This is a genomic window from Kovacikia sp. CALU 1929, from assembly GCF_056784235.1.
Genome location: NZ_JBXBCF010000027.1, coordinates 1 through 22,719, shown reverse-complemented (window position 1 = coordinate 22,719; position 22,719 = coordinate 1). Strand labels below are relative to the sequence as shown.

General features: G+C 53.3%; 15 protein-coding genes. 13 read left to right on the top strand and 2 right to left on the bottom strand.

Annotated elements, in window-relative coordinates; translation table 11 throughout:
* Positions 1-37: 37 nt before the first annotated feature.
* The gene (locus tag AC1S52_RS01890; RefSeq protein WP_482027349.1) at positions 38-724 is read left to right on the top strand and encodes an FHA domain-containing protein; all 687 of its coding nucleotides are present in this window, start codon (positions 38-40) and stop codon (positions 722-724) included.
* Positions 725-766: 42 nt separating this feature from the next.
* Here the strand turns inward: AC1S52_RS01890 and AC1S52_RS01885 are convergent, their stop codons facing one another.
* Positions 767-3,841 (bottom strand): bifunctional diguanylate cyclase/phosphodiesterase, encoded by a 3,075-nt coding sequence (locus AC1S52_RS01885; protein ID WP_482027348.1) that lies wholly within the window; start codon positions 3,839-3,841, stop codon positions 767-769.
* Between the two features lie 237 nt (positions 3,842-4,078).
* Between AC1S52_RS01885 and AC1S52_RS01880 the strand changes: the two genes are divergently transcribed.
* From AC1S52_RS01880 to AC1S52_RS01825, 12 genes are all read left to right on the top strand, one after another.
* On the top strand, positions 4,079-5,002 hold the full coding sequence (locus AC1S52_RS01880; protein WP_482027347.1) for a LolA family protein: 924 nt from the start codon (positions 4,079-4,081) through the stop codon (positions 5,000-5,002).
* A 156-nt stretch (positions 5,003-5,158) separates the two neighbouring features.
* Positions 5,159-5,587 carry a lactoylglutathione lyase gene (gene gloA, locus AC1S52_RS01875; RefSeq protein ID WP_482027346.1) on the top strand — a complete coding sequence of 143 codons (429 nt, stop codon included), beginning with the start codon at positions 5,159-5,161 and terminating at the stop codon, positions 5,585-5,587.
* A gap of 158 nt (positions 5,588-5,745) precedes the next feature.
* On the top strand, positions 5,746-7,359 hold the full coding sequence (locus tag AC1S52_RS01870) for an iron uptake porin (protein WP_482027345.1): 1,614 nt from the start codon (positions 5,746-5,748) through the stop codon (positions 7,357-7,359).
* A 111-nt stretch (positions 7,360-7,470) separates the two neighbouring features.
* Entirely contained in the window at positions 7,471-8,223 is a 753-nt protein-coding gene (locus AC1S52_RS01865) for a phosphoadenylyl-sulfate reductase (protein WP_482027344.1), read from the top strand.
* Between the two features lie 113 nt (positions 8,224-8,336).
* Entirely contained in the window at positions 8,337-9,380 is a 1,044-nt protein-coding gene (locus tag AC1S52_RS01860; protein WP_482027343.1) for an AI-2E family transporter, read from the top strand.
* Between the two features lie 187 nt (positions 9,381-9,567).
* Positions 9,568-9,966: a GPW/gp25 family protein gene (locus tag AC1S52_RS01855; protein WP_482027342.1), complete on the top strand. Its 399-nt coding sequence runs from the start codon at positions 9,568-9,570 to the stop codon at positions 9,964-9,966.
* A 108-nt stretch (positions 9,967-10,074) separates the two neighbouring features.
* Positions 10,075-12,342: a putative baseplate assembly protein gene (locus AC1S52_RS01850; protein WP_482027341.1), complete on the top strand. Its 2,268-nt coding sequence runs from the start codon at positions 10,075-10,077 to the stop codon at positions 12,340-12,342.
* The gene (locus AC1S52_RS01845; protein ID WP_482027340.1) at positions 12,339-13,391 is read left to right on the top strand and encodes a phage tail protein; all 1,053 of its coding nucleotides are present in this window, start codon (positions 12,339-12,341) and stop codon (positions 13,389-13,391) included. Before AC1S52_RS01850 ends, AC1S52_RS01845 begins: the two co-directional genes overlap by 4 nt.
* Complete coding sequence (locus AC1S52_RS01840; protein ID WP_482027339.1) at positions 13,384-14,763, top strand: hypothetical protein; 1,380 nt, start codon at positions 13,384-13,386, stop codon at positions 14,761-14,763. Before AC1S52_RS01845 ends, AC1S52_RS01840 begins: the two co-directional genes overlap by 8 nt.
* 26 nt (positions 14,764-14,789) lie before the next feature.
* Positions 14,790-17,054, top strand: coding sequence for a hypothetical protein (locus tag AC1S52_RS01835; protein WP_482027338.1), 2,265 nt, complete (start codon positions 14,790-14,792; stop codon positions 17,052-17,054).
* Complete coding sequence (locus tag AC1S52_RS01830) at positions 17,051-19,561, top strand: COG1470 family protein (protein WP_482027337.1); 2,511 nt, start codon at positions 17,051-17,053, stop codon at positions 19,559-19,561. The genes AC1S52_RS01835 and AC1S52_RS01830 overlap by 4 nt, the downstream gene beginning before the upstream one ends.
* Positions 19,558-21,228: a tetratricopeptide repeat protein gene (locus AC1S52_RS01825; RefSeq protein ID WP_482027336.1), complete on the top strand. Its 1,671-nt coding sequence runs from the start codon at positions 19,558-19,560 to the stop codon at positions 21,226-21,228. Before AC1S52_RS01830 ends, AC1S52_RS01825 begins: the two co-directional genes overlap by 4 nt.
* Positions 21,229-21,376: 148 nt before the next feature.
* Here the strand turns inward: AC1S52_RS01825 and AC1S52_RS01820 are convergent, their stop codons facing one another.
* Positions 21,377-22,345: an integron integrase gene (locus AC1S52_RS01820; RefSeq protein WP_482027335.1), complete on the bottom strand. Its 969-nt coding sequence runs from the start codon at positions 22,343-22,345 to the stop codon at positions 21,377-21,379.
* Positions 22,346-22,719 lie beyond the last annotated feature (374 nt).

The window sequence follows — 22,719 nt, the reverse complement described above, 5'->3', positions numbered from 1 at the left end:
GTCGTTTAGTGACCGGCTACGGTCCTGGAAATCCAGCATGAACTCAGAACTAGACTCTACTGAATTGCTTAAAGAGGTAGCCAATGAGCCTGCGGTAAAGCATGACCCCAGAGTTATCCCATCTCGGCGTGTCTCAGCTAGTCCTCAACTATCTAATATTGCAAACGCTGATGGGGATGAAGTATCCCTTGCTAGAGCGCAGACGCTAATGATTGATCTGCCTTCTGCCGATTCCGGGAATGCGGATTTTGATCCCCCTGGGGAAATCTTTAGATATGTTCAAGGGGTGGTGCAGGGACAACGGGTTTACATTGTGACCAACCTACTGGGAGAGTCGGAAATTCTGTTCCAACCCCAAATGGTGTGGACTATTGGGCGGAATCGGGAAGCTGCCCTACCCTTGAAGGATCGTGCCATGTCTCGTCGCCATTCCGTTCTCCTATATGTGCGGAATATGGGCTTTCAGTTAATTGATCTGAACAGTATGAACGGTTCCTTTGTGAATGGGGCGCGGATTCAACAACGCCATGTATTGAAGGATGGCGATCGCGTTCGTTTAGGCAGTATCCAATTCACGTTTTTTGCCAGCCAGGGCTACCGTTCCCTGGATGCCATTCACCCGGAAGTGCTTTCCCGGTTCAATGAGGCTGAAACCCGGTCGGCTGATTTTATCGATTATTCAGCACTGGAAGATCCAGAAATTTTGTTTGGGAAAAGGGAATAGGCGATAGCCTTTGTAAGTTCCTGGCAGGCATCTGACCTACCCTCAGGCAAACCGCACCTCCAGCGCAGGAGGATCTTGCAAGACGGCAAACAGAGCCTGTGCTTGATAAGTTTGCAGAAACTGGGTTGCCTCTTCCGCAGGCATTGGTTTGCTAAACAGATAGCCCTGCATTTCATAGCAGTTAAGCGATCGCAGATATGCCAACTGTTCCTGGGTTTCAACGCCTTCGGCAACTACACTTAAATTGAGTCCTCGTCCCAGAGCAATCACCGCACTGGCGATCGCGGTGTCGTTGGCATCCGTTGTCAAATCTCGAATAAAGGACTGGTCAATCTTAAGGGTATGCAGCGGAAACTTTTTCAGATAGCCCAGTGAGGAGTAGCCGGTGCCAAAGTCATCCAGTGAAATGTGGATGCCCATCCCATGCAACTGTTGCAGCATGACTGAGGTAAAGTCTACATTTTGCATGGCGGTCGTTTCAGTAATTTCCAGTTCCAGGAAATTGGCTTCCAATTGGGTTTCTGCCAGGATATGGGCGATCGTTCCAACTAATTCGTGGTCTTGAAACTGACGGGCTGAAAGATTAACCGCAACCCGCAGGGGCGAAATTCCGGCATTTTGCCATGTCTTGTTTTGGGCACAGGCAGTGTGCAGCACCCACTCACCAATCGCCGAGATCAGCCCGTTCTCTTCTGCTAGAGGAATAAATACGCGGGGAGAAACAAAACCCAATTCAGGATGAATCCAGCGTATCAACGCTTCCATGCGGGTGATTTCCCAGGTATCGGTATTGACCTGGGGTTGATAGTGAACCACAAACTCGTTGCGTTCTAGAGCGTGATGCAGGCGGCTTTCCAGTGCTAGCAGTTCAGTTGCTTTGGAGTTAATGGCAGGGGTATAAATTTGATACCCGTTCCGTCCTTGCTCTTTCACCCGGTAGAGAGCGGCATCGGCATTTTTGAGCAAGGTTTGGGCATCCTCTCCATCGGCGGGGTAGAGAGCAATGCCAATGCTGCTACTGATGTAAAGTTCCTGCCCTTCCAGATGAAAAGCAGGTTTAAGAGAATCAATCAGCCGCTGGGCAGCTTTGGCAGCATCTTCCGCAGACTGAATTTGAGGCAGTAACAAGGTGAACTCGTCTCCGCCCCACCGGGCAACGGTGTCTCCTTCTCGCATACAACCGGCAAGGCGTTGGGCAACCGCCTGCAATAACAAATCACCAACGGCGTGTCCGAGGGTATCGTTGATGGTTTTGAACCGATCCAGATCGAGGAATAGCACTGCCAGCATGTGGTCGTAACGGTTGGCATTTGCCAGTGCCAGGGGCAGGCGATCGTTAAACAGCATCCGGTTGGGTAACCCGGTTAATAGATCGTGAAAAGCCTGATAGCGAATGGTTGCCTCTGCCTGTTGCCGTTTAATGGCACCCCCAAAACTGGCAGCCATTGCCAGCAAAATCGACTCTTCATAATTTGACCACTGGCGTTCAGTCTGACAGTCATCAAAACCAACATGCCCCCAGAGCTGGTCATCGACCAAAATAGGCACGATTAGAATCGAAAGAATCTGGTCTTTACCTAAAAGTTTCTGTTCTAAGGCAGGAAGTTCGCGGACAACCCCACTAATTGAGTGCCCGTTGAGAAATGCTTCATACCAGCGGGTCATCCCAAAGGCGCTGTAGGGCTGGTTTTGCCAGTGGGGTTGGTGAATGGATGGCTCCACCGCTTCACTCACCCATTCATAGCGCATACTCATGGCGGGTTCGCCTGTTTGCGAATGGGGATGGTTTTGGTAAATGTAGACCCGGTCTACGTCAACCACTTTTCCCATCGTGGCAAGAGCTTTGGCGATCGCCACCTCATAGTCGGTATCAGTTAACAAATGGCTGGTAGCTTCGGCAACCCCTTGCAGCAGACTATCGCGCTGGCGTAGCTCTTCTTCTGACTGTTTGCGTGCCGTGATGTCTTCAACCGTTCCTTCAAATCCAAGCAGTTGACCATCCAGGTCACGAATCGTGCGGGCATTTTCTGAGATCCAGATAATACTGCCATCTTTACGGTAGATCTGGGATTCAAACCCCCAGACGGCATCCTGTTCTTGCACTAGGCGAATAAAATCTTCTCGGCGGCTGGTATCGACATAAAGCTGGTGACGAATATCGGTCAGGGTTGTGATCAATTCTTCTGGAGAATCATAGCCATAGATCTTTGCCAGCATTGGGTTTGCCGTCAGATAGCTACCATCGGGTGTGGTCTGAAAGATGCCCTCGACAGCATTTTCAAAAATGCTGCGATACTTTGATTCAGCTTGCCCCAGAGCCGCCTCTGCCTGTTTCAATTCCGTAATATCGGTGATGAACCCTTCCAGGCTGATGGCTTCCCCATTGCTGTCATAAACGCCATGCCCCTTTTCCCATAGCCACTTCTCCTGACCCGATCGCGTCAGAATGCGATATTCGATCACGTAAGGTTCTTGATGGGCAATTGCCCGGTCGATCGAGGTCAGCACCGCAGGCAGATCTTGAGGGTGGGTAATGGCGTTGTAGGAAATCTTCCGTTCCTTCCCCACCAGGTCTTGGCTGGGATAGCCCGTTAACTCCAGGCAGCCATTGCTGAGGTAGCTCATTGACCATTCGCCATCGTTGGCGCAGGAAAACACAATCCCTGGCAGCGCATCGATCAGGTTTGCCAGTCGTTGCTGGCTTTCTCCCAATGCCATTTCTGCATCCTGGCAAATTCCGACGACTTGGGAAACTGACCCATCGGGTTGAACAACTGGAAACAGGGTGATCATGAGGGTTAGCGATCGCTCTAAACCGGGAGTGAGAAAATAGGAAATCGACTTCTGCTTTGCCACACACTTTCTGGCGTAGGGGTAGGTAACATCCGCTACCACCCCCGGCAACTTTTTTATTGGATTGCACTGAAAACCATCCGAGCAACCAGTTTTGAACAGCTTAGTAAAGGCTGAGTTCGTTGCTTCAAGGCTAAAGCTAACATCCAGATTGTGCTTGTCCCCCGATGGATGAACCATTAAAACAAAAACACCCAGTGGGCTATTTTCAAATGCTGTCCACAACGCAGTCATACTTTCAGAGGTCACATTCTCAGAGGTCACATTTCCTCTCCATCGGTGCCTGGAAAAAACCTGCTCGGCGAGATCTGCGCCAATTTCTGCTCTTTCACAGTAATCTCTTAGCCTATCTTGAAACTACAGTTAACTACGGCAATAAATAACACAAAACTTCAACTAATTACGTAGTTCCCACAAACCGCCAACCTGTACCAGTTATTTAATCGCTTAATGGAGGATTCATTTAAGGATTAATATCGTAGCGGAACAAATCATCTAGCTATGAACGTGATTGTCAGAACGGTTGCTATGTTTGGTTTTTTGCTCGTATCCGGAGAAATCGTTGCTTTGTCCAGGGCGGTGACTTTTCCGGCTAAACCGATGCTCCTCCCCCAGGCGGCTGCGGTTGCTCCCCCCAGCCAGGGATACCGATCAAATTTACCCATTTCTCCCCTGCGACCAACCTATCTGCCCAAACTACTTAGTCAGCTTGGGGGCAACCTCGACTTGTCTTTGCTGGCAAAAGCCAGTGCGGCTTTCCTCCAGGGCGATCGCTACCGGACCGAGTCAGAAATTCAGGTCAAAGCCACCTCCAACAGCACCAGCCTGATCTCCACTGCCAGAGTGAACACCCTCGTCCAGTCCCCTAATCAGTTCCGGGCAGAAATTACTTTCCCCGACTCCAAAAACTCCAACCAACCCGATAGCATTGTGGTTTCTGACGGTAAACAGGTGTGGATCTCCCGCCCTGATTTGAAGCAATACGCGATTATCCCCTACGAGAAGTTTGGGCAGGTCGATGATAACTACTGGATTGGTATGTCTTCCCTATGGTTCTTAGAAATTCCTCCAGAAGCCAGGAAAACTATTGCTCAGGGGGCGCTATCTGATCCAAAAGTGCAGAAAGACCTGGGACTGTCCGAGAATCTAGCTGTCAAGGGCACTACTCAGACCATTGACGGGCAGGAGCTTTATGGCTATGAGTATATTGACAAGGAAGACTTTTCCATTCGCGCCTTTGTCGATCCCAAAACAGCTCTCCTACAGCAAATCGTCCTATCCGGTCAGTCAGCAGGCTTTGACATTGTCATCACCGAACGTGTCCTGCGCCGGGTTGCTGACCCCACAGTGACCCGCCTCACCTTTCAACCCCCTCCCCTTTCTGGTGCCAAACAGGTCAAGACCCTCGCAATTGGTCCCCTGTGATTATTCAGAATGGAGCGGGGGATTATAAAGTTCAAAGTTGAGAATTGAAAGTTGAGAATTGAAAGTTAAGAGTTTCGGAATCCCCCTGCTCCTCCTCCCCTCTGCTCCCCCTCCTCTCTCTAACAACTCCCCCACCTACTACCTACTATCTAAACTATGCGACTACTTCATACAATGTTGCGCGTTGGCAACCTGGGAGAATCTCTCAAGTTCTACTGCGAGGTCTTAGGGATGAAACTGCTCCGTAGAAAGGACTATCCGGGCGGCGAGTTTACCCTGGCTTTTGTCGGCTATGGGGACGAATCAGACCATACGGTGCTTGAGTTGACCTATAACTGGGGCACCGAACAGTATAATCTTGGGGATGCCTATGGGCATATTGCGATCGGGGTCGATGATATTTATGCCACCTGTGATGCGATTAAAGGGCGTGGCGGCAAAGTAACCCGCGAACCGGGTCCGATGAAGCACGGCTCGACTGTCATTGCCTTTGTTGAAGATCCGGACGGGTATAAAGTTGAACTGATTCAACTCAGTACCCACCGTTCTAGCAAGGTAGAGGACTCGCAAGCTGCAACGGTCTAGGTGAAAGATTGAGTCGAAAGAAGGGTGGAACAATGGGTAGAGGAAAGAGCCAATCGGCGATTCCCTCTTTCCTCCTTTAAAATGCTCCTGATGGAATTAGATTTGGGTTGTTTTTGTCTAAAGAGCTACCTAATCGATGTCTGGGTGAGGATTGCAACGTGAGAAAAGTGAATTGGCTGTTTGGGGGACTTTGCTATTGGCTGGTTTTCTCCCAGACATCATTTTGGGTGGCTGCGCCAGTTCCAGAACAGGTTATTGCTCCAGTTAAAGATGCAACTCAGTCTGATCTAAATCTCAGAGTCTGTCCCAGTGAAATGGATGGGGTGGAGGGCGATCGCCCCCCAATTGGTTGTCCTGACTTTGAAGAGACAGAAACCAATTCAATGGCACAGGTGCGCTCCATTGCTGAGTTGGCTGATGTGCATCCATCCGATTGGGCATACCAGGCATTGCAATCCTTAATTGAACGCTACAACGTTTTTACCGGCTATCCAGACGCAACCTTTCGCGGCAATCGTCCGCTTACCCGGCATGAGTTCGCGGTTGTCCTGAGCCAGGTTTTTACTAAACTTGAAGAACTGTTTGCAACGGGCGAAATTGCCAGAATTCGAGAGGACTTTTCAACCCTGCGGCGGCTTCAGGAATCCTACGGAAGCATTGCCGCTAATTTGGACACTCGTCTTGATCTCCTGGACCGCAGGCTGGGCAACCGAGAAAGTCAACAGTTTTCGATCACTACCCGGTTGACTGGACAAAGCATTGCGGTGATTACCGACGGTTCTGGGGCACCGTTCACAACCGTATCCCGTATTCGCCTTAACCTGCAAACCAGTTTTTCAGGTAACGATCTGCTGTTGACCCAATTGGAGGCTGGCAATGCGGGCGGTGATGCGGTCAGCCGTGCCCAAAGTCGGGGAATTAATTTGCTGGGAACGCTGGGACTGTTGGCTGATGGAGGCGGGCTAGACTATGTTGGGGTTGACAGAGCCGTGCAGGTCAGCAAGCTGCACTATACCTTTCAGCCCACAGCCGATCTCAGCCTGACGGTGGGCACGCGCCTGAACCCCAGAGATTTCATTGACTACAATCGTTTTGCGAACGCCTCTGATAGAAACTTTGCTTCCAGCTTTTTCATGAGCAATCCGCTGATTGTCCAGAATCAAGTCGATCGACCGGGAGGGGCAGGGGCAGTCGTTCGCTGGCAACCGGGTGGTTCTTCTCTGTCAGTAAAAGCCCTTTACGCTGCCACCGATGCCGATCGCCCCCAGGCAGGGATGACCGACGGTGGACTGTTTGGCGATCGCTATCAGGGCAGCCTTGAGTTGGAATATGCGTTAAACCGGGATTTCGTTACCCGCCTGCAGTTCACCCGTGCCGCTATCAATGGTATGGATATCTATGCCGGTGGGATGAATGTGGAATGGACCTGGAATAAGCAGTTTGGGATCTTTGGTCGCTATGGGATTGGCACATACCGGGGCTTTAATCCATTTTTGGGTCAAACCCTCGACCTCACCCCCCAAACCTGGGCAATTGGTACTATCGTCCGTAATATTGTTATTCCTGACTCAACCGCAGGCTTGGCAATTGGGCAACCGTTTGTCAGTGGAGGACTGGGCAACGCGACCCAAACGAATGTGGAAGGGTTTTACAGCTTTTTGTTGAATGAGAATATCAGCTTTACCCCTGGTTTAATGGTTATCACCAATCCCGACAATCGTCGTTCCAGTACCGTTTGGGAATTTTATGTGCGAATGGTGTTCTCCTTTTGACACCAACGCTGACTGGCTTGGTTCAGCCGTGGGACACCTGCTTGATAGAATGGGACGGTGAAAGAAAACATCCTTTTCTAAGGCGAACACCGCTTCTAAGGAAGACCCATTATGACGCAGTTGACGGGGCAGAACATTGCTGAACTAGACATTCCCGCTCTTGAGGCAGAGCTTTCTAGCCAGAGTCCCCAAAAAATTCTGGAACGGGCATTGACCTTATTTGACAACATTTCGATCTCTTTTAGTGGGGCTGAAGATGTTGTTTTGATTGACATGGCTTGCAAAATTAAGCGTGATGTCAGTGTTTTTAGCCTGGATACGGGTCGGCTGCATCCTGAGACCTATCAGTTTATCGATCGCGTCAGAAAGCATTATGGGATTGAGATTGAACTGATGTATCCGGATACTGCCCAGATAGAAGCCTTGGTAAAGGCGAAGGGACTGTTCAGTTTCTATGAGGATGGGCATAAGGAGTGCTGTGATATTCGCAAGGTGGCTCCCCTGCGTCGCAAGCTGGCTACCCTGGATGCCTGGATTACGGGGCAACGTAAGGATCAAAACCCTTCTACCCGTGCCAGTGTGCCTGTGATTCAGACAGATACGGCGTTTTCGACCGGCGATCGCTCCCTGATTAAATTCAATCCCCTCGCCAACTGGTCTTCTGCCGATGTTTGGATGTACATCCGCTCCTATGAAATTCCCTACAATCCTTTGCATGAACGGGGATTTGTTAGCATTGGCTGTGAACCTTGCACCCGCCCAGTTTTACCCAATCAGCATGAGCGAGAAGGGCGCTGGTGGTGGGAAGATGCTGGCAAGAAAGAGTGTGGCTTACATGCCATTAACCCAGTTCAGGCTTCTTGATGAGAACTGAGGCGTTGCTGATTTCAGAGATGAAGCGATGGCTGAAAACCTTGAAGTTTCCTTCGAGGTGATGAAGAATTCTACTACCATTCAGCAATGCCGCAACTAACAGTATGAATGAACGAGAAACCAGCACCTTTTGGGAACAATTGACTACGATAAAGCTGGTCCGCTACCTGCTCCTATTTGCCCTGGGTTGGGCGATTGTACAGGTGCTGGCGTATTTTCAGACGGTGCTGGTTATCTTTATTTTTGCTGCGATCCTGGCATTTCTGCTCAACTATCCGGTACGGTGGGTTGCCCGCTTCATTCCCCGATCCCTGGCTGTGATAGTCGTGTTTCTGTTGGCAATTCTGATCTTTGCGGGATTAGTAGCAACCTTAGGGCTGGCAATTGTGTCCCAGGCGCAGCAACTACTTAAGCAGGCTCCAGAATCCTTAAATGTGGCGATCTCTTGGATTGAAAACCTGCAAAAACTATTGACTCAATGGAATATTAGTGCTGATTTTAGTGAGCTTGAGCAGCAGCTTCGTAACCAGGTCTTAGCTGGTATTGGTATAGGTTTCGCAACACTTCAAAACTTGCTGACAAATTTAGTTGATCTGGTTTTGATCGCTGTAGTGGCGTTCTTTATGCTACTGGATGGTAAGCGGCTGTGGAATTTTGTGCTTAAACCAGTGCCTAGAGATTTTCGTCACAGTTTGACTACTATCATTCAACAAAATTTTCTAGGTTTCTTTTGGGGACGATTACTACTGTCTATCTTTTTCGGAATTTCAGCGTTTCTAGTGTTTATTGTGCTGGGTGTTCCCTATCCGTTGGTGCTGGCGACGATCGCAGGGGTATTTGATCTGATTCCTGGGATTGGAGCCACTTTAGGCATTAGTTTGATTTCCATCATTGTTCTGCCCCAGGGGGTATTGACCAGTTTAAAGGTTTTGGTTGGCTGTATTCTGCTGCAACAGGTTGAAGAAAATTTATTGATGCCGCGCATTATGCAAGGTTCAATCAATATGAATCCAGTGGTCATGTTTTTTGCCTTACTAGTGGGTGCCAGAGTGGCGGGTTTAGTAGGTGTTTTTCTGTCAATCCCGATCGCGGGTGTGCTGATCAGCCTGTTCAATGTGGATGAAATGAGGGGGGAGGGGGTTGATTAACCCAGCGGCTAAAGAGAGGGCAGGTTCCTATGCGAAATTGGTTCAGCAAGAACTCATCTGGTTAGCCCGCAGGCTGGGTTAAAGCATGAACTTCAGCCCTAATCCCTAACTTTCGTCAAATAGCCTGAATGCTGACTGCTCAATACATTGGAAGGTACTTCTAATCCACCTTTAGAGTGCCGCAGTTATGACCGCTCCGATTGGAAAAGGCATCGGGTTTCCCCTCAAAACCAGTGTCCAAGGTAGCTTGCAACTCAGTTCGGAAGGGCAAAACCTGGAGGAATCGATTCACCTGATTCTGCGTACCAGTCTGGGTGAGCGGGTTTACCGCCCTGAGTTTGGTTCCCGCCTATCCGATCTGGTATTTGCACCTTTGAATACCCATACCCTATTACTGATGCGGCTCTATGTGGAAGAGGCACTGGAAGCGTGGGAACCCCGGATCGAACTGGATGAAATTTTGACCGATCCGGATCCGGTGCGAGGGCGGGTGGATATCACAATCAACTATCACCCAAAGGATAGCCATGACTCCCGCAGCCTGGTCTATCCCTTTTACCTGCTGCCTGGGGATCTGGAGGCATAGGTTCTGAAGTAGGGGTGGGTGATGGGGGGATGGGGAAACGGGGTAGGTGAAACCGGGTTGTAGGGCGGGGCAAGTTGCAAGTTTATTGTTTTACGGTGGGGAAGGCTTGTGGATTTTGATTTTTTAACTCAGCTACCCAAATCGAATCTGGACGATCGCACCTTTAAGGATCTGGTCGATGAATGCCTGCTCCGCATTCCCCGCTATTGCCCAGAGTGGACGCATCACAACCCTTCCGATCCCGGCGTTACCCTGATTGAACTGTTTGCGTGGCTGACCGATCAAATGTTGTTGCGGTTTAACCAGGTGCCACGCCGTAACTACGTAGTCTTTCTGGAATTATTGGGCATTCAGTTGCAGCCCTCGGCTCCTGCCCACACCGTTTTAGCCTTTTACCTGACCCGTCCCCAGGATGCCGCAGGGTCAATTCCATCGATCCCGGCTGGGGCTGAGGTTGCCACCGAACGGACGGAGGCTGACATTGCGATTGTCTTCAGTACCGATCAGGAATTGCGGCTGGGCTATCCCTGGATCCGCTATTTTCTGACTGAAGAAGCGGCAGAAGAGCCGACCACAACGGAGCGCGTGCTAACTGTCGAAGAAATTCAACAAAAAGAGGAACAGGAGAAGACGCGATTGCCCCAACAGGTGCGCGATCGCCTGACTAACCAGTGGGTACGGGACGATGCGGGACGCTGGAACGGGCGGCAGCAACCCCTTTTTCAAATCATGCCGCAACCAGGGGACTGTTTTTATTTAGTGTTTGATGCCAGTCAACCGCTAGATGGCAGCATCATTCAATTAACCATTGAAGGGGAACCGGCAGGCTCCACTGGGATTAACCCCAAACGTCCACCCCGCCAGTGGGAAGCCTGGGATGGGATCGAATGGCATCCGGTGCTACTAAAGGAGGAAGACGATGGCACCAAAGGCTTCAGCTTTGACGATGTGGAACGGCGTGGGTTAGCAGGGCTAAGTGAGGCAGACGTGACGCTGCACATGCCGCTGACCTGGGTAGCAGCCACCTTTGCAGGCTATTACGGGCGCTGGTTGCGTTGTCGCTGTGTTCAGTCCACGGTCGATCGCTTCAGCCGATCGCCCCAGTTAACGACGCTGGTTGCCCAAACCACGGGTGGGCGAATTCGTGCCAGCCAGTGTTCCCACATTACGAATGAACTGGTGGGCGAAAGTATGGGAACACCTGGACAGAGCTTTTACCTGCAATCCCAGGGCATCCTGGAACGCAAGGAGGGAGAATATCTCCAGGTGACTCCGTCTGGAGAGCCGCCCCAGCAGTGGCAGGAGGTGGATAATTTTTCCGCATCGGGTCCCAGCGATCGCCACTACACCCTGGATTCCCGTACCGGACGCATCCAGTTTGGTCCCCTGATTCGGGAACCGAAGCACTTGCAGGAAGAAGTGCAATTGCGGCGACAGGTGCAGTGGCAGGGGCATTCCCCGGCTCAGGCAGAGATGGAACGGGTTGAAACTCTGGAAAACCAGTACGGTGCGGTGCCACCACGGGGGGCTTTGCTGCACATGGTTTCCTATCGGACGGGGGGTGGGGAACAGGGCAATGTGCCCAAAGCGGCACTCCACATTCTCAAAACCGCCCTGCCCTATATCCGACAGGTGACCAATCTAGAACCAGCGCGGGATGGTGCTAACGAAGAAAGCCTGGAAGAGGCGGTTCTGCGAGTTCCGCGCCTGCTGCGGACCCATAACCGGGCAGTCACCCCAGAAGACTATGAAACCCTGACTCTACAATCCAGTCGGGCAGTGGCACGGGCATACTGTCCCCGGCAGCAACCGGCAAATCCTCCTGGCGTAGCGACGGTTTATGTGGTGCCCCGTGTGATGATGCAAAACCTGGAGCAGGGAGTTGCCCCAGAGAGGTTTGCCCTGAGTTTGCCGTTGCGGCATGAAATTGAGCAGTTTTTGGGCGATCGCTGCCTGCTGGGTACCCAGTTGCAACTTCAGGAACCCAACTATGTGGGGGTTTCGGTGCAGGCAGTGTTGGGGGTGGAACCGGATTATCAGATTGGCATGGCACGGGTTGGCTTACGGCGACAGTTGCTCCAGGCGCTTTATCAGTTGCTCAATCCCGCCACGGGTGGACGGCATGGCGAGGGTTGGGAAATGGGGATGCCCCTCTATCAATCTGACCTGGTAAGGCTATTCCAGAACACACCGGGGGTGCAATTCCTGGAAACCGTTCAGATCTTTGAACTGCGTCCAGAAACGGGTTGGCAGCGCCAACTGGTATCCGGTGGTATTGTCTATCCAGGACCCACGGGGGTTATTTGCTCCTGGGCAGATGTGGAGCGGCAATCGGCTCATCGGGTGCAACTGCTGGGTGAGGAGGCAGACCTATGAGCCAGCGTGCCGATCGCCGCACCCTTCGCTTGCAACTGTTACCCATGTCCGTGACAAACCCGCCCTCTGCTGGCGAGGTTTCTCTCTCGACCTGGGGTGCCCTGGCAGACAGCGGAGCCACCACCTTTCCCCATCTCTGTCTGTGTCCGGGAGAAGCCTCGGAACTGCTGGTGCGGTTAGAGCATCGGGGCGACCATATCCTCAACTATCAGCTTCAGGTGGATGGGAATTTTCCTCTTGCCTGGTATACCCTCTACACGGAAGGCACCGAACTCCAGCCCCAGCGCCCCACCGAGGCAGTCGTCCGCTTTCGCCCCGATCCCCTTTTTTTTGAGGGCAAACAGGCTTTGGCACCGGAGCAAACCCTGACCCTGGACTATCAGGGGGAAGTGCGGGTGTATGGGTTGCCTGCATCAGACCGTGCCGGAGAACTGCTGGCAAGCGAACCCTTTCGCCTCTTCCTGCGTCCCCGTAGCCTCTATCCTGAGTTTTTACCCAGTGTCTATCGAGAAGTGGACTTTATTGGACGCTTCCTGAAGATTTTTGAGCAGTCGTTTGAGCCTGCGGTTAACACTTTACAGACGCTCTGGGCGTATTTAGATCCCCTGACTGCCCCGGAAGCCCTACTCCCCTTTCTAGCACAGTGGGTCGGTTGGCAAAATGAAGCGACCTGGAGTGTGGAACGGCAGCGATCGCTGATTCGGCGGGCAATGGAAATTTACCGCTGGCGGGGAACCCGGCGGGGCTTAGAACTTTACCTCCATCTCTACACAGGCTTGCCCTTGAGAGATGCCACCCGCCCTCTACATGAGCAGCCGATTCAAATCCATACGGCAACTCGCCAGGGGTTTGTGCTGGGGGAAACCGATATAGGACCGACTGCAATTCTGGGCGGCGGCAGACCCCTGCATTTCAGCGTCAAATTATGCCCCCAGGTGGGGCAATTCCTGGATGAAACGCTGGTGCGTTCTATCATTGAGCAGGAAAAGCCCGTTGTTTGCACCTACGACCTACAGATTGTCCCGATCGAGGAGGCTGTCCATGTCTGAGTTTCGTGCCTATCCCCGGTTGGAAGCCTTTGAGCGGCTGCACATTAGCGATGGGCTGGCGATCAATGCCGAGCGGTGGCAGCAGGCGCATCGATACCACCGCCAGCGCCAAAACTTTCAGTACCAGGCACTCTATGAACCAGGGATTGTCTACGGTTTAGGCGTAGCCACTTTACCTGGGCAAGGGGATGGGCGGTTGTTGCAGGTTCAACCGGGGATTGCGATCGATGTTGAGGGCAATCCGATCGTCGTTAAGGAACCGGAAGAATTTCGGATTGTCTCAGAACCCACGGAAGGTCAATCTCTGCTGGTCCACCTGGCGGTCAACTATGTCGATCCGGATACTCTACGGGGTATTCCCGCTACCCAGGTCGTGCGGGAAAGTTTTCGGATTGTCGAAAAATTGCACCTGGAGCCGGGCGATGTGGAAATTTGCCGGATTTTGTTGTTACCCGGAACCACCCAAATTCAGCCGCCTACTGATGTCTTTTCTCCCGGTACTAACCAGCTCGATTTTCGGGGGCGTTGCCATCCCAAGCCCTATCCTCAGTTTCGGGTGCAGGTAGGGCAGATAACCAGCGATCGCCCCAGCGATAGCATTACCCTGAATGGCTGGGTAGACCTGCTGCGATCGCTGGATGGGCTGTATCCTCTGCTGCACGGCAATCCCACCATCCAAACGCTGCCTGCCCAATCCTTAGCACGGGAGTCGGTCACTGGTAGCCAGTTGCTCTACATCCCCTACAGCATTCTGCTGCGGCTGATGAGTCCGGTTTTGCAACGCCTACAGCTCTATCTGGCTCAGGGTGGAGTGTTGCTGGTCGTTGCCGACTTTGCCGAAGTCAACCTGTTGGAATTGTTAAATATCGGACGGGAACTTCGGGCGGGCTTGGCAGAAGCCGAACGCGATCGGGATCTGTTTGAACAGACGGGTGCCCAACTTGAGGCAGAAATCATAGCCAACCAAAATGCCGTCAGCCAACGGTTGGCTGAAATTGAGCAACCCCTGGGGGCGATCGCCCCCCGTCTGGGTTTATCCTTCACAGGCAATGGGGAACTGGATGATGACCATCCCCTGCGCTGGCAGCCCTTTATATTCAGCCAGCTACCGACCTGTCAGGGGCATCCCATCTATGTCAAAAACTGGGATGGGCTGGTATTAATGGTGGGCGACCTGAGCCACTGCTGGGGTCGCAAAGCAGTGCCAGAACAGCCCCGGGAAGTGCTGCGGTCTGCCCAGGAGTGGGGGATTAATCTATTGCATTTTGCGGCTCAACGACATCAGTGGGTGCAGGCGATGCAACCGCTACCTGCTGTTTCAGAAGTTCCCCCCACCGATAACCTGCGGCAACGGGTTCAGTTTTCTGTCTGAGGTGCCCTGCTTGCCAGGTGCCCAATGTGCCATCCAAGGAGTATGAGGTGATGATTGAACCTGCCGCTGCGAAAAAGCAGATTATTACAGAGCTATCAAGTCGGCAGGTGTCCCTGAATGCCAGTCAGACCACGGATGTGTTTTATGTCACGGTCTACAACGACAGCGATCGCTTTGCCTCCTTCCAACTCAGGCTCCTGGCAGCCGGGAGCCTCCCAGGTGTGAACAAATCCTGGTATCGGCTGACTCCCTCCGTATCTTCCAAGATTCCAGTCGGCGACAGCACCCGCTTCAAAATTGAGATTTTTGATTTGCCGCCGATTGCTCAGCAGTTTCGGGGGGCAATTGACCTGACGGTGGAAGTCACCTCGCGGGAACTGGACAGTCAGTACGATCGCCAACCGTTGCGGCTGCTGGCAGAAGGGTTTCAGGGACAACCGCCCAATCTGTCTTTGATTGTGCCATCGATTCAGGCGAGTCCGGGTGAGCGAGTTGGCATTGTTGCCCAGGTTCATAACCCGACGCGATCGCCCCAGGAAGTGACCCTGCGCCTTTCCGGTTTACCCGATCGCTGGTTTCCAGAGGGAATTCTACAAACCCTGGTGGTGCCCTTTGGTAAACCTTTACAGGTGCGGTTTGAGTGTGAGGTGCCTGCCCCGATGGAGGCACCCAGCCAGATCTATCCCCTGCAACTGGAGGCGACTGGGCGCTTCCCCACGGTCGTTACTACCGGGCAGTTCCATGTCCTTCCTGCGGGGGAAGTGTTATTTGCTTGTGAACCTTGGGAAGCGGCTATCCCAGAAGTCTTAGGGCGCTGGCAAAACCCGACTCAGGGGACTGCCACCTTTGGGCTTCAGTTTGAGAACCGGAGCAATCTGGAACCGATGGTGCAGTTCAGGGTCAGGGATCTGAATCCGAAACGGCGCAGGTTTTGGCAGAAATCGCGATCGCTGGAGGTTGACCCAGCTCCCACCCTGTTGCCCCCAGGGGTGTCTCTGGCAGACTCCTCGACGCTGCCACTCCCCGTTGGTAGCAGTACCATTCCCCTTTATATTCAGCGACGGTTGCCCTGGTTAGGATGGGCGCGGTTACACCGATTTGAGGTATCGGCACAGCCGCTGGAATCGCCCATTCCGCTCCAGCCTGAAACGCAAACCCTCCAGGTGCATGTGTTTCCGGTGATTCCCCTCTGGTTACAGATATTGGGCACCCTGCTGGCACTAGGGCTGGGGACACTGGCATGGTTCTTGCTGACCGATCCGGGGCATCGTGGTCCCGTCAACTCGGTGCAATTCAATGGGCAGGGAACGGAGGTCGTCAGCGGTTCCGATGATCAGACCTTCCGACGCTGGCGGGCAGAGGGAAAACAACTCCGCTCCCAAAGCCACTCTGGCAATTTGAGACGGGCAATCCGGGTGATTCGGTACCGTCCGGTGAACAATGACCAGGTTGCCCTGGGGTTTGAGAATGGCGAGATCCAGATTGCTAATTTACTGACGGGGGAGCGATCGCGCCTTACCCCAGACAAGGACGATCGCGTTTTTTCCCTGGTGTTCAGCCGGGATTCTCGCACCCTGTTCAGTGGTCATGGCAGCGGGCTGGTGCTGCAATGGGATGTCACCCGGATGGTGCCGGAGCAAACCATCCCCCAACGTGCCTACAACACCCGCCTGACGATTGAAACCATGGCGCTGGTGGGCAATGAAGACCGCTATCTGGCAATGGGTGGGCGTTACAATCGCTTCCTGATGATGGATATCAAACCCAATGGCAATCCAGCCGCTAACACTGCCCCAACGCTGGAGATTCCCTACCCCGCCGGTAGCCCCACAGACTATATCTCCAGTTTCAGCGTGGCGGAGCAGCAGCCCAACCGACTAGCCATTGCAGATAACCAGGGCCGCCTCAGCCTGTGGGACACCCAGGCTTGTTTGCAAAACCGGGGACGCTGTGCCCCCACCGAAAAGCTGTGGTTGGGACATGCGGGTAGCCCGGTGCGATCGATCGCCCTCAGTGCGGATAGTTGCTTTCTGGCAAGTGCAGGGGATGACGGACAGGTGAAACTGTGGGCACTGGATGGACAGGGGATGCGCCGCTCTAGCGACTTAGAAGGACGGGTTCTGGCGCAACTGAATAAACCTGTGAATACTGTAGACATCATCGAAACTCGCGGTGAAATTTGGGTCACTAGCGGCGGCGATGATCGGCGGGTGCGGCTCTATCGGGCGCGATTGGACCAGGCGGGGCGACGAGGTGATTTCTGTCCCGTTCTGGCAGGAGGTGGGGCATGAATGCCAACCAGATTCCCGAAAGTAACGCCATGACCTACCAACCCCTGAGCATTATGGTGGCTGCCTGGGACCGGGACCGGGTGACACCGGGGGCAAAACATTACCTGGGTGTAACGCTGACCAACCGGGGAGAACAGGATGCGGTAGTGCAGGTGCGGCTGGAGTCTCCCTCTGACCTGTTGCAGCAGTGGTGTGACCAGCGGGAACAATGGCTGGCTTTAGCCCGTGATAAAAGTGGCGAACTCACTTTCTGCATCACCGTTCCCCCCGATGCCCAACCCCAATGGTTGGATTATGAAGTGGTGGCATCGCCCCAGGGTGCCTATGCTGACTGCTACCTGCCGCCCAGCCGTTGCCGCTTGCAAGTTCTGGCACCGGAAACCACCGCATCGACCCAGGACCCCACCTTTAGCCTCAGCCCTGTCACTACCCCGGAACGCCCGCTGATGGTGCAACCGGCAGTGCCTGCGACGATCGAGTTTCTGGTTGAAAACCGATCGGAGCGGGTCGATCGCTTCCGGCTGGAATGCACTGGCTTGCCGGATGACTGGCGGATTCAGGTGGAATATCCCCGAGATTTTGGCGGTGTGGGGCTGGTGCAACTTGCCGATAGCCTGGGCATCAATCCTGGCGATCGCGGTACAATCCGCGCCATCCTGTTGCCCCCTATCCTGCCCCTTGCCGGAAATTACCTGCCCACCTTTCGCCTAGCCTCAGAAAATGATCCAGACTTGGGACTACTGGGGCTGGTTTATCTCCAGGTGGAACCCATCTACCGGCTCCAGGCACAGTTGCAGATCCTTCAGGAGCAGGTGCGCGATCGTCCCGCCCAATTTACGCTTCTGTTTGCCAATCTAGGCAACACGTCCCGGCAGGTGCAGATTCAGCTTAAGCCCCTGACTCCTCCCGGTACCTGTATCTATGATTTGTCCACCGATGCTCTGACGATTGCGCCCCAGGTGACTACCCAGGTGCCCCTGGAAGGACGACCCCAGCGCTGGTGGACTCGCCCCTGGTTTGGACCGGGCAAAGTCTACCCGTTTCAGATAGATCTGACCGACCCAGAGCGGCACCCAATTATCCCCGAAACCCTCCAGGGCTATCTGACCTGGATGCCCCGCCCCTGGTGGCAACTGTTGCTGGCAGTCCTGGCAACCCTGGGACTCTTGGGTGCTTTGATCTTTCTGATTTGGTGGTACTTTCTGCGCCCTCCCATTCCACCGGAGGTTTTGGAATTTGCCGCTGAGGACAATCGCTATGCCGAACTCAACAACGACATGGCGCGGGTGCGCTGGCAAATTGAACATCCCGAACAAATCCAAACCTTGAAGCTAACGGGCTATGGACCCGAAGGAGACATCCTCAGTGGACCGCTGGTTTACGACTTCAAAGGCAACCAACTGCCCGCTGCCCTGCAACCCTTCTGCACCCAGCAGGATACCTTACTGACTTGTAGCCAGGTGCGAACAGATGCCTTTCAACCGGGCAAGTACATCTTTGAACTGACTCTGGTGCCCAAACGGCGACGGCTTGCCTCCACCTCCGTCAAAACCACTCCGGTCGAAATTACCGCCAAACCTTCGCCAGCCGTGACTGCCCTGGTGCCCAGGTCGCTGATTTACCGGGAAGCCGGACCTGCTACCCTCGCAGAAGCCACTTTGCCGGTGATTGATAGCGCCGGTGTGCGGCTCGACTGGACGGTCACCATGCCAGGAGAAATCACTGCCCTGCACCTGGTGGGCCGGGATAAGGAGGGCAAAATGATTGGGCAGTCCTGGTACGAGTTTCCCAGCCCCGGCAAGCTACCAGAAGCCCTCGCCCCCTATTGCCAGATAGGTCCGGTCCTGCTCTGTCGCAACGTTCCCACGGGCTTAACCGCTGTGGGCGAATATCGGTTTGAATTGCAGGCAGTCAGTGCCACTGCCCAGGCAACCCCGGATGCCACTGGACAACCAGCAGCGGCAGAGGTCAAACCCAAGTCCACGGAAATCGTCAAGATTCAGTCCCTCGTTCCTCAGATTCTCAGCTTTCAAATCAATGGGCGAGAGGCACCCGCCAAACTCCTGGTCCCAATCCCTCCTGGACTCACCGTACCCCAGGTTCAGGTCAGTTGGCGAGTCCAGGGTGGCTCCACCACCCGGGTCGAGCTAACCCCTTCTCCCGGCAGTGTACCCCTAACCGGCAGGGTCAACTTTCCCCTCAGTGCCCAGGGCAGCACCACCCTGACTCTCCAGGCAAAAACGGCAACCGGCGAACCCCTGAACCGTTCCGTCACCCTGGAAACCTACGATCCGACTCAGCCTAAACCGCCTGAAGCCCCCCCACCCCCACCATCCTCCGCTGCTTCCGGCGATGGTGCCTCTGCTACCCCCGGCGGTGCCCCTGGACCCGGCAGTGCGCCTGGGTCTGGAACCGCTGCTCCCAAACCTGCTCCCTTTGGCGCACCGTCTCCCACCCTCGACGATCGCCTCTCGCCCGCAGAGCAACCGCCCCAGTTTAGCCAATGATGACTCACTTCCAGCGTGCAATTCCACTGGCGCTCCTGTCCTTCTTGGGAGGTGCCCTGTTGCCACTGTCCGTCTCCGCCCGCGATCGCTTCCAGGATTTGAAAGACCCCACTTACTGGGCACAATTGTGCACTTTGCAGGCGAAAAGTAAGCCAGCAGAAGCAGTCACCGCCTGCGAGCGGGCGATTGAACTGCGTCCGGGAGACCCCCAACTGTGGGCGCGCTACGGTTCTTTGCAACTGAGTTTGCAGCAGTACCCGGAGGCGATCGCTTCCCTAGAGCAGGCACTTAAACGGCAGCCAAAAAACTCCCAGGCTTTGACCGCTCAGTGCATCGCCTGGAAGGAACTAGGAGACAGGGAAGCGGCAGTTGCCGCCTGTGACAAAGCCCTCCAGGTGAATGCCAACTGGAGCGATCGCTCTCCCCTGGTCGCCCACCACTACCGCAGTACGATTTTGAACGAGGAAAAGGCTTTTCTGGAAGCGATTAAGGTCTATGAGGAGGCATTGAAACAGGCACCCAATGACTCCCTGACCCTGTTTTACCGGGGGGAGGCACTGGAAAAACTGGGACAGCAACAGGCGGCGATCGAGTCCTATCAGCAAGCCCTGAATGGCAATGGCAACTGGGGTTCCGAAAATCCGGCGATCGCCTGGTACATTCGGGGACTGACCCACCGCAACTCCGGTGAGTTGGAACTTGCAGTGCAGGCGTTGGATCGCGCCCTCTTCCTCAACCCCAATCACGGACCAACGTGGTTCCAGCAGGGCGAAACCCTGCGTCAATTGCAACGCCTGACCGAATCTCTGATTGCCTACAACCGGGCAGTCGAACTCCAGCCCACCTCGTCCCAGACCTTACTTGCCCAGTGTCGAGTCTTGAACCAGTTGCAACAAGCAGAAGCGGCTCTGGCTGCCTGTCAGAAGGCAATTCAGGGAGATGGCGTTTGGGGTGGCGAAGCAACCATTGCCCATGCCCTGAACCAACAAAGCCTTGCTTTTACCAGCGTGGGTAAGTTAGAAGAAGCGCTGGCAATGGCAAACCGGGTCGTGGGAATGCGCCCCGACTGGGGACAAGGGTGGAGCGATCGCGCCGTCGTCCTGTGGTATTTCCAACGCTATGACGAGGCGCTGGCTTCGGTGGAAAAGGCACTGGTAATTAACCCCGACGACCCCCAGGCGTGGGCAAACCAGGGGCGTATCTGGCGATCGCTGAACAAACCCCAAAATGCCCTCAATGCCTACACCGAAGCCCTCAAACGAGATCCCAAAAATGCTTCTGTTTGGGCAAATCTGAGTGCTTTACAGTGGTCCCTCGGCGACTATCCCGCCGCGCTGGAGTCTGCCACCCGTGCCATCATCGCCAACCCTAACCTGACACAGGGCTGGCAGAACCACGGAACTGCCCTGGTTGCCCTGAAGCAATACAAGGATGCTCAGAAAAGTTTTGAACAAGCCATCCAACTCGACAAAACTAATGCTGAAGCCTGGACTGGCTTAGGACTGGCACTTGCCCAACTGGAGCAGTATCCCAAGGCGATCGAGGCTTTGCAAATGGCGATCGGTCTGAATCCCCAGCAAGCCGTTGCCCAACAGGCACTTAAAGCGGTGACTCTATTGCAAGAGCAGACTCCAAAACCGGAAAAGGAGCCGCAGAAATCCCCATAGTTGGGTGTTGGGTACTGGGTACTGGGTATTAAGGGCAATGAATCATTCAAAATGTAAAATTAAAAGTAATAAAAAACTCCGACTGGAAACAATTTTGGATTTTTAACTTTTCATTTTTAATGAGTTCGCATTCCTAAAGAGATTGAGTCTACGAGTCAAGCGGACTTCTTACCCCTCTCCCACCTCGATTCAGCACATGGGTATAAATCATGGTTGTTTTCACATCCTTATGACCCAATAACTCTTGTACAGTACGAATGTCGTAGCCATCTTCGAGCAAATGAGTAGCGAAACTGTGCCGAAAGGTGTGACAGCCCCCATGCTTAGTGATTCCTGCCTGCCGAATTGCCTGTTTTACAGCTCGCTGAACTGATTGTTCATAGAGGTGGTGCCGTCGCACTGTTTTAGTCCGGGGATCGAGCGATCGCTTCCAGGAGGGAAATACAAACTGCCATCCCCAATTCCGATTTGCATTAGGATATTTACGTTCCAAAGCGTAGGGCAATTCCACTGTGCCATAACCTAATGCTAAATCCTGCTGATGCAAGCTCCTTGCCTTTTGAAGTTGCTGCCTGAGAGGTTCAATACTTGAGGAGGGTAGCATTGTTATCCGATCTTTTCTGCCTTTACCATCCCGTACAGTAATCTGCTGATACTCGAAATCCATATCTTTTACTCTGAGCCGCAGACATTCCATCAGACGCAGTCCACTGCCATAGAGCAAACTGACGACTAGGTAATGCACCCCATCTAGATGGGACAAAATTTGCTTGACCTCGGAACGGGTGAACACTACTGGAACCCGTTCAGGTCGTTTTGCTCGTTCAATTTCATCAATGTAGGGCAACTCAACTTGCAGAACCTGACGATATAGGAATAACAGGGCACTTAGTGCCACTGTTTGCGTTGATGCTGCCACGTTTCGCTCAAGAGCTAGATGAGATAAGTAAGACCTGATCTCATCTACCCCCATTTCCCTTGGATGGCGCTTGTCGTGAAACAGAATGAAATCACGGATGTAGTGAATATAAGATTTTTCAGTCTTGAGGCTGAAATGCTTGAGGCGGATTGATTGCCTTACTTGGTCGAGCAGTCTAGGCGGTTGAGGTTGAGACATGGGTTAATGCTGGATAAGACCAATCTAGGGGGTGTTATCCGTCACTTTTGCTAGATAACACCCCAGATTTCCAGGATTAACTATCAGAAGCGCCAGATAACACCCCAAAATCCCTGACTTAACCTGCAAAGTTTCTGTTTAATTCCTTAAAAAGAAGGTATTATCCCGCAGATCTGGTAGATAATTCTGGGCAATAAGGGTGTTATCCCGCAGATCTGACGGTGAATATATAGTTGGGCACCTCGATTAATTGGTTTTCTAGCAATTTTCAGTCTCATAACAGTCTCATGGTCAATTGCTGGGCTTCGGCCAGCAAAATCTGCGGCGCATAGAGCGTCTAACCTGACTCAATACCCGATTTTGGGCAGATCTAT

Coding starts and splice junctions, on each gene's coding strand:
- AC1S52_RS01830 (WP_482027337.1), top strand. CDS start 17,051: ATGAATGCCAACCAGATTCCCGAAAGTAACGCCATGACCTACCAACCC.
- AC1S52_RS01860 (WP_482027343.1), top strand. CDS start 8,337: ATGAATGAACGAGAAACCAGCACCTTTTGGGAACAATTGACTACGATA.
- AC1S52_RS01820 (WP_482027335.1), bottom strand. CDS start 22,345: ATGTCTCAACCTCAACCGCCTAGACTGCTCGACCAAGTAAGGCAATCA.
- AC1S52_RS01825 (WP_482027336.1), top strand. CDS start 19,558: ATGATGACTCACTTCCAGCGTGCAATTCCACTGGCGCTCCTGTCCTTC.
- AC1S52_RS01845 (WP_482027340.1), top strand. CDS start 12,339: ATGAGCCAGCGTGCCGATCGCCGCACCCTTCGCTTGCAACTGTTACCC.
- gloA (WP_482027346.1), top strand. CDS start 5,159: ATGCGACTACTTCATACAATGTTGCGCGTTGGCAACCTGGGAGAATCT.
- AC1S52_RS01890 (WP_482027349.1), top strand. CDS start 38: ATGAACTCAGAACTAGACTCTACTGAATTGCTTAAAGAGGTAGCCAAT.
- AC1S52_RS01865 (WP_482027344.1), top strand. CDS start 7,471: ATGACGCAGTTGACGGGGCAGAACATTGCTGAACTAGACATTCCCGCT.
- AC1S52_RS01880 (WP_482027347.1), top strand. CDS start 4,079: ATGAACGTGATTGTCAGAACGGTTGCTATGTTTGGTTTTTTGCTCGTA.
- AC1S52_RS01855 (WP_482027342.1), top strand. CDS start 9,568: ATGACCGCTCCGATTGGAAAAGGCATCGGGTTTCCCCTCAAAACCAGT.
- AC1S52_RS01840 (WP_482027339.1), top strand. CDS start 13,384: ATGTCTGAGTTTCGTGCCTATCCCCGGTTGGAAGCCTTTGAGCGGCTG.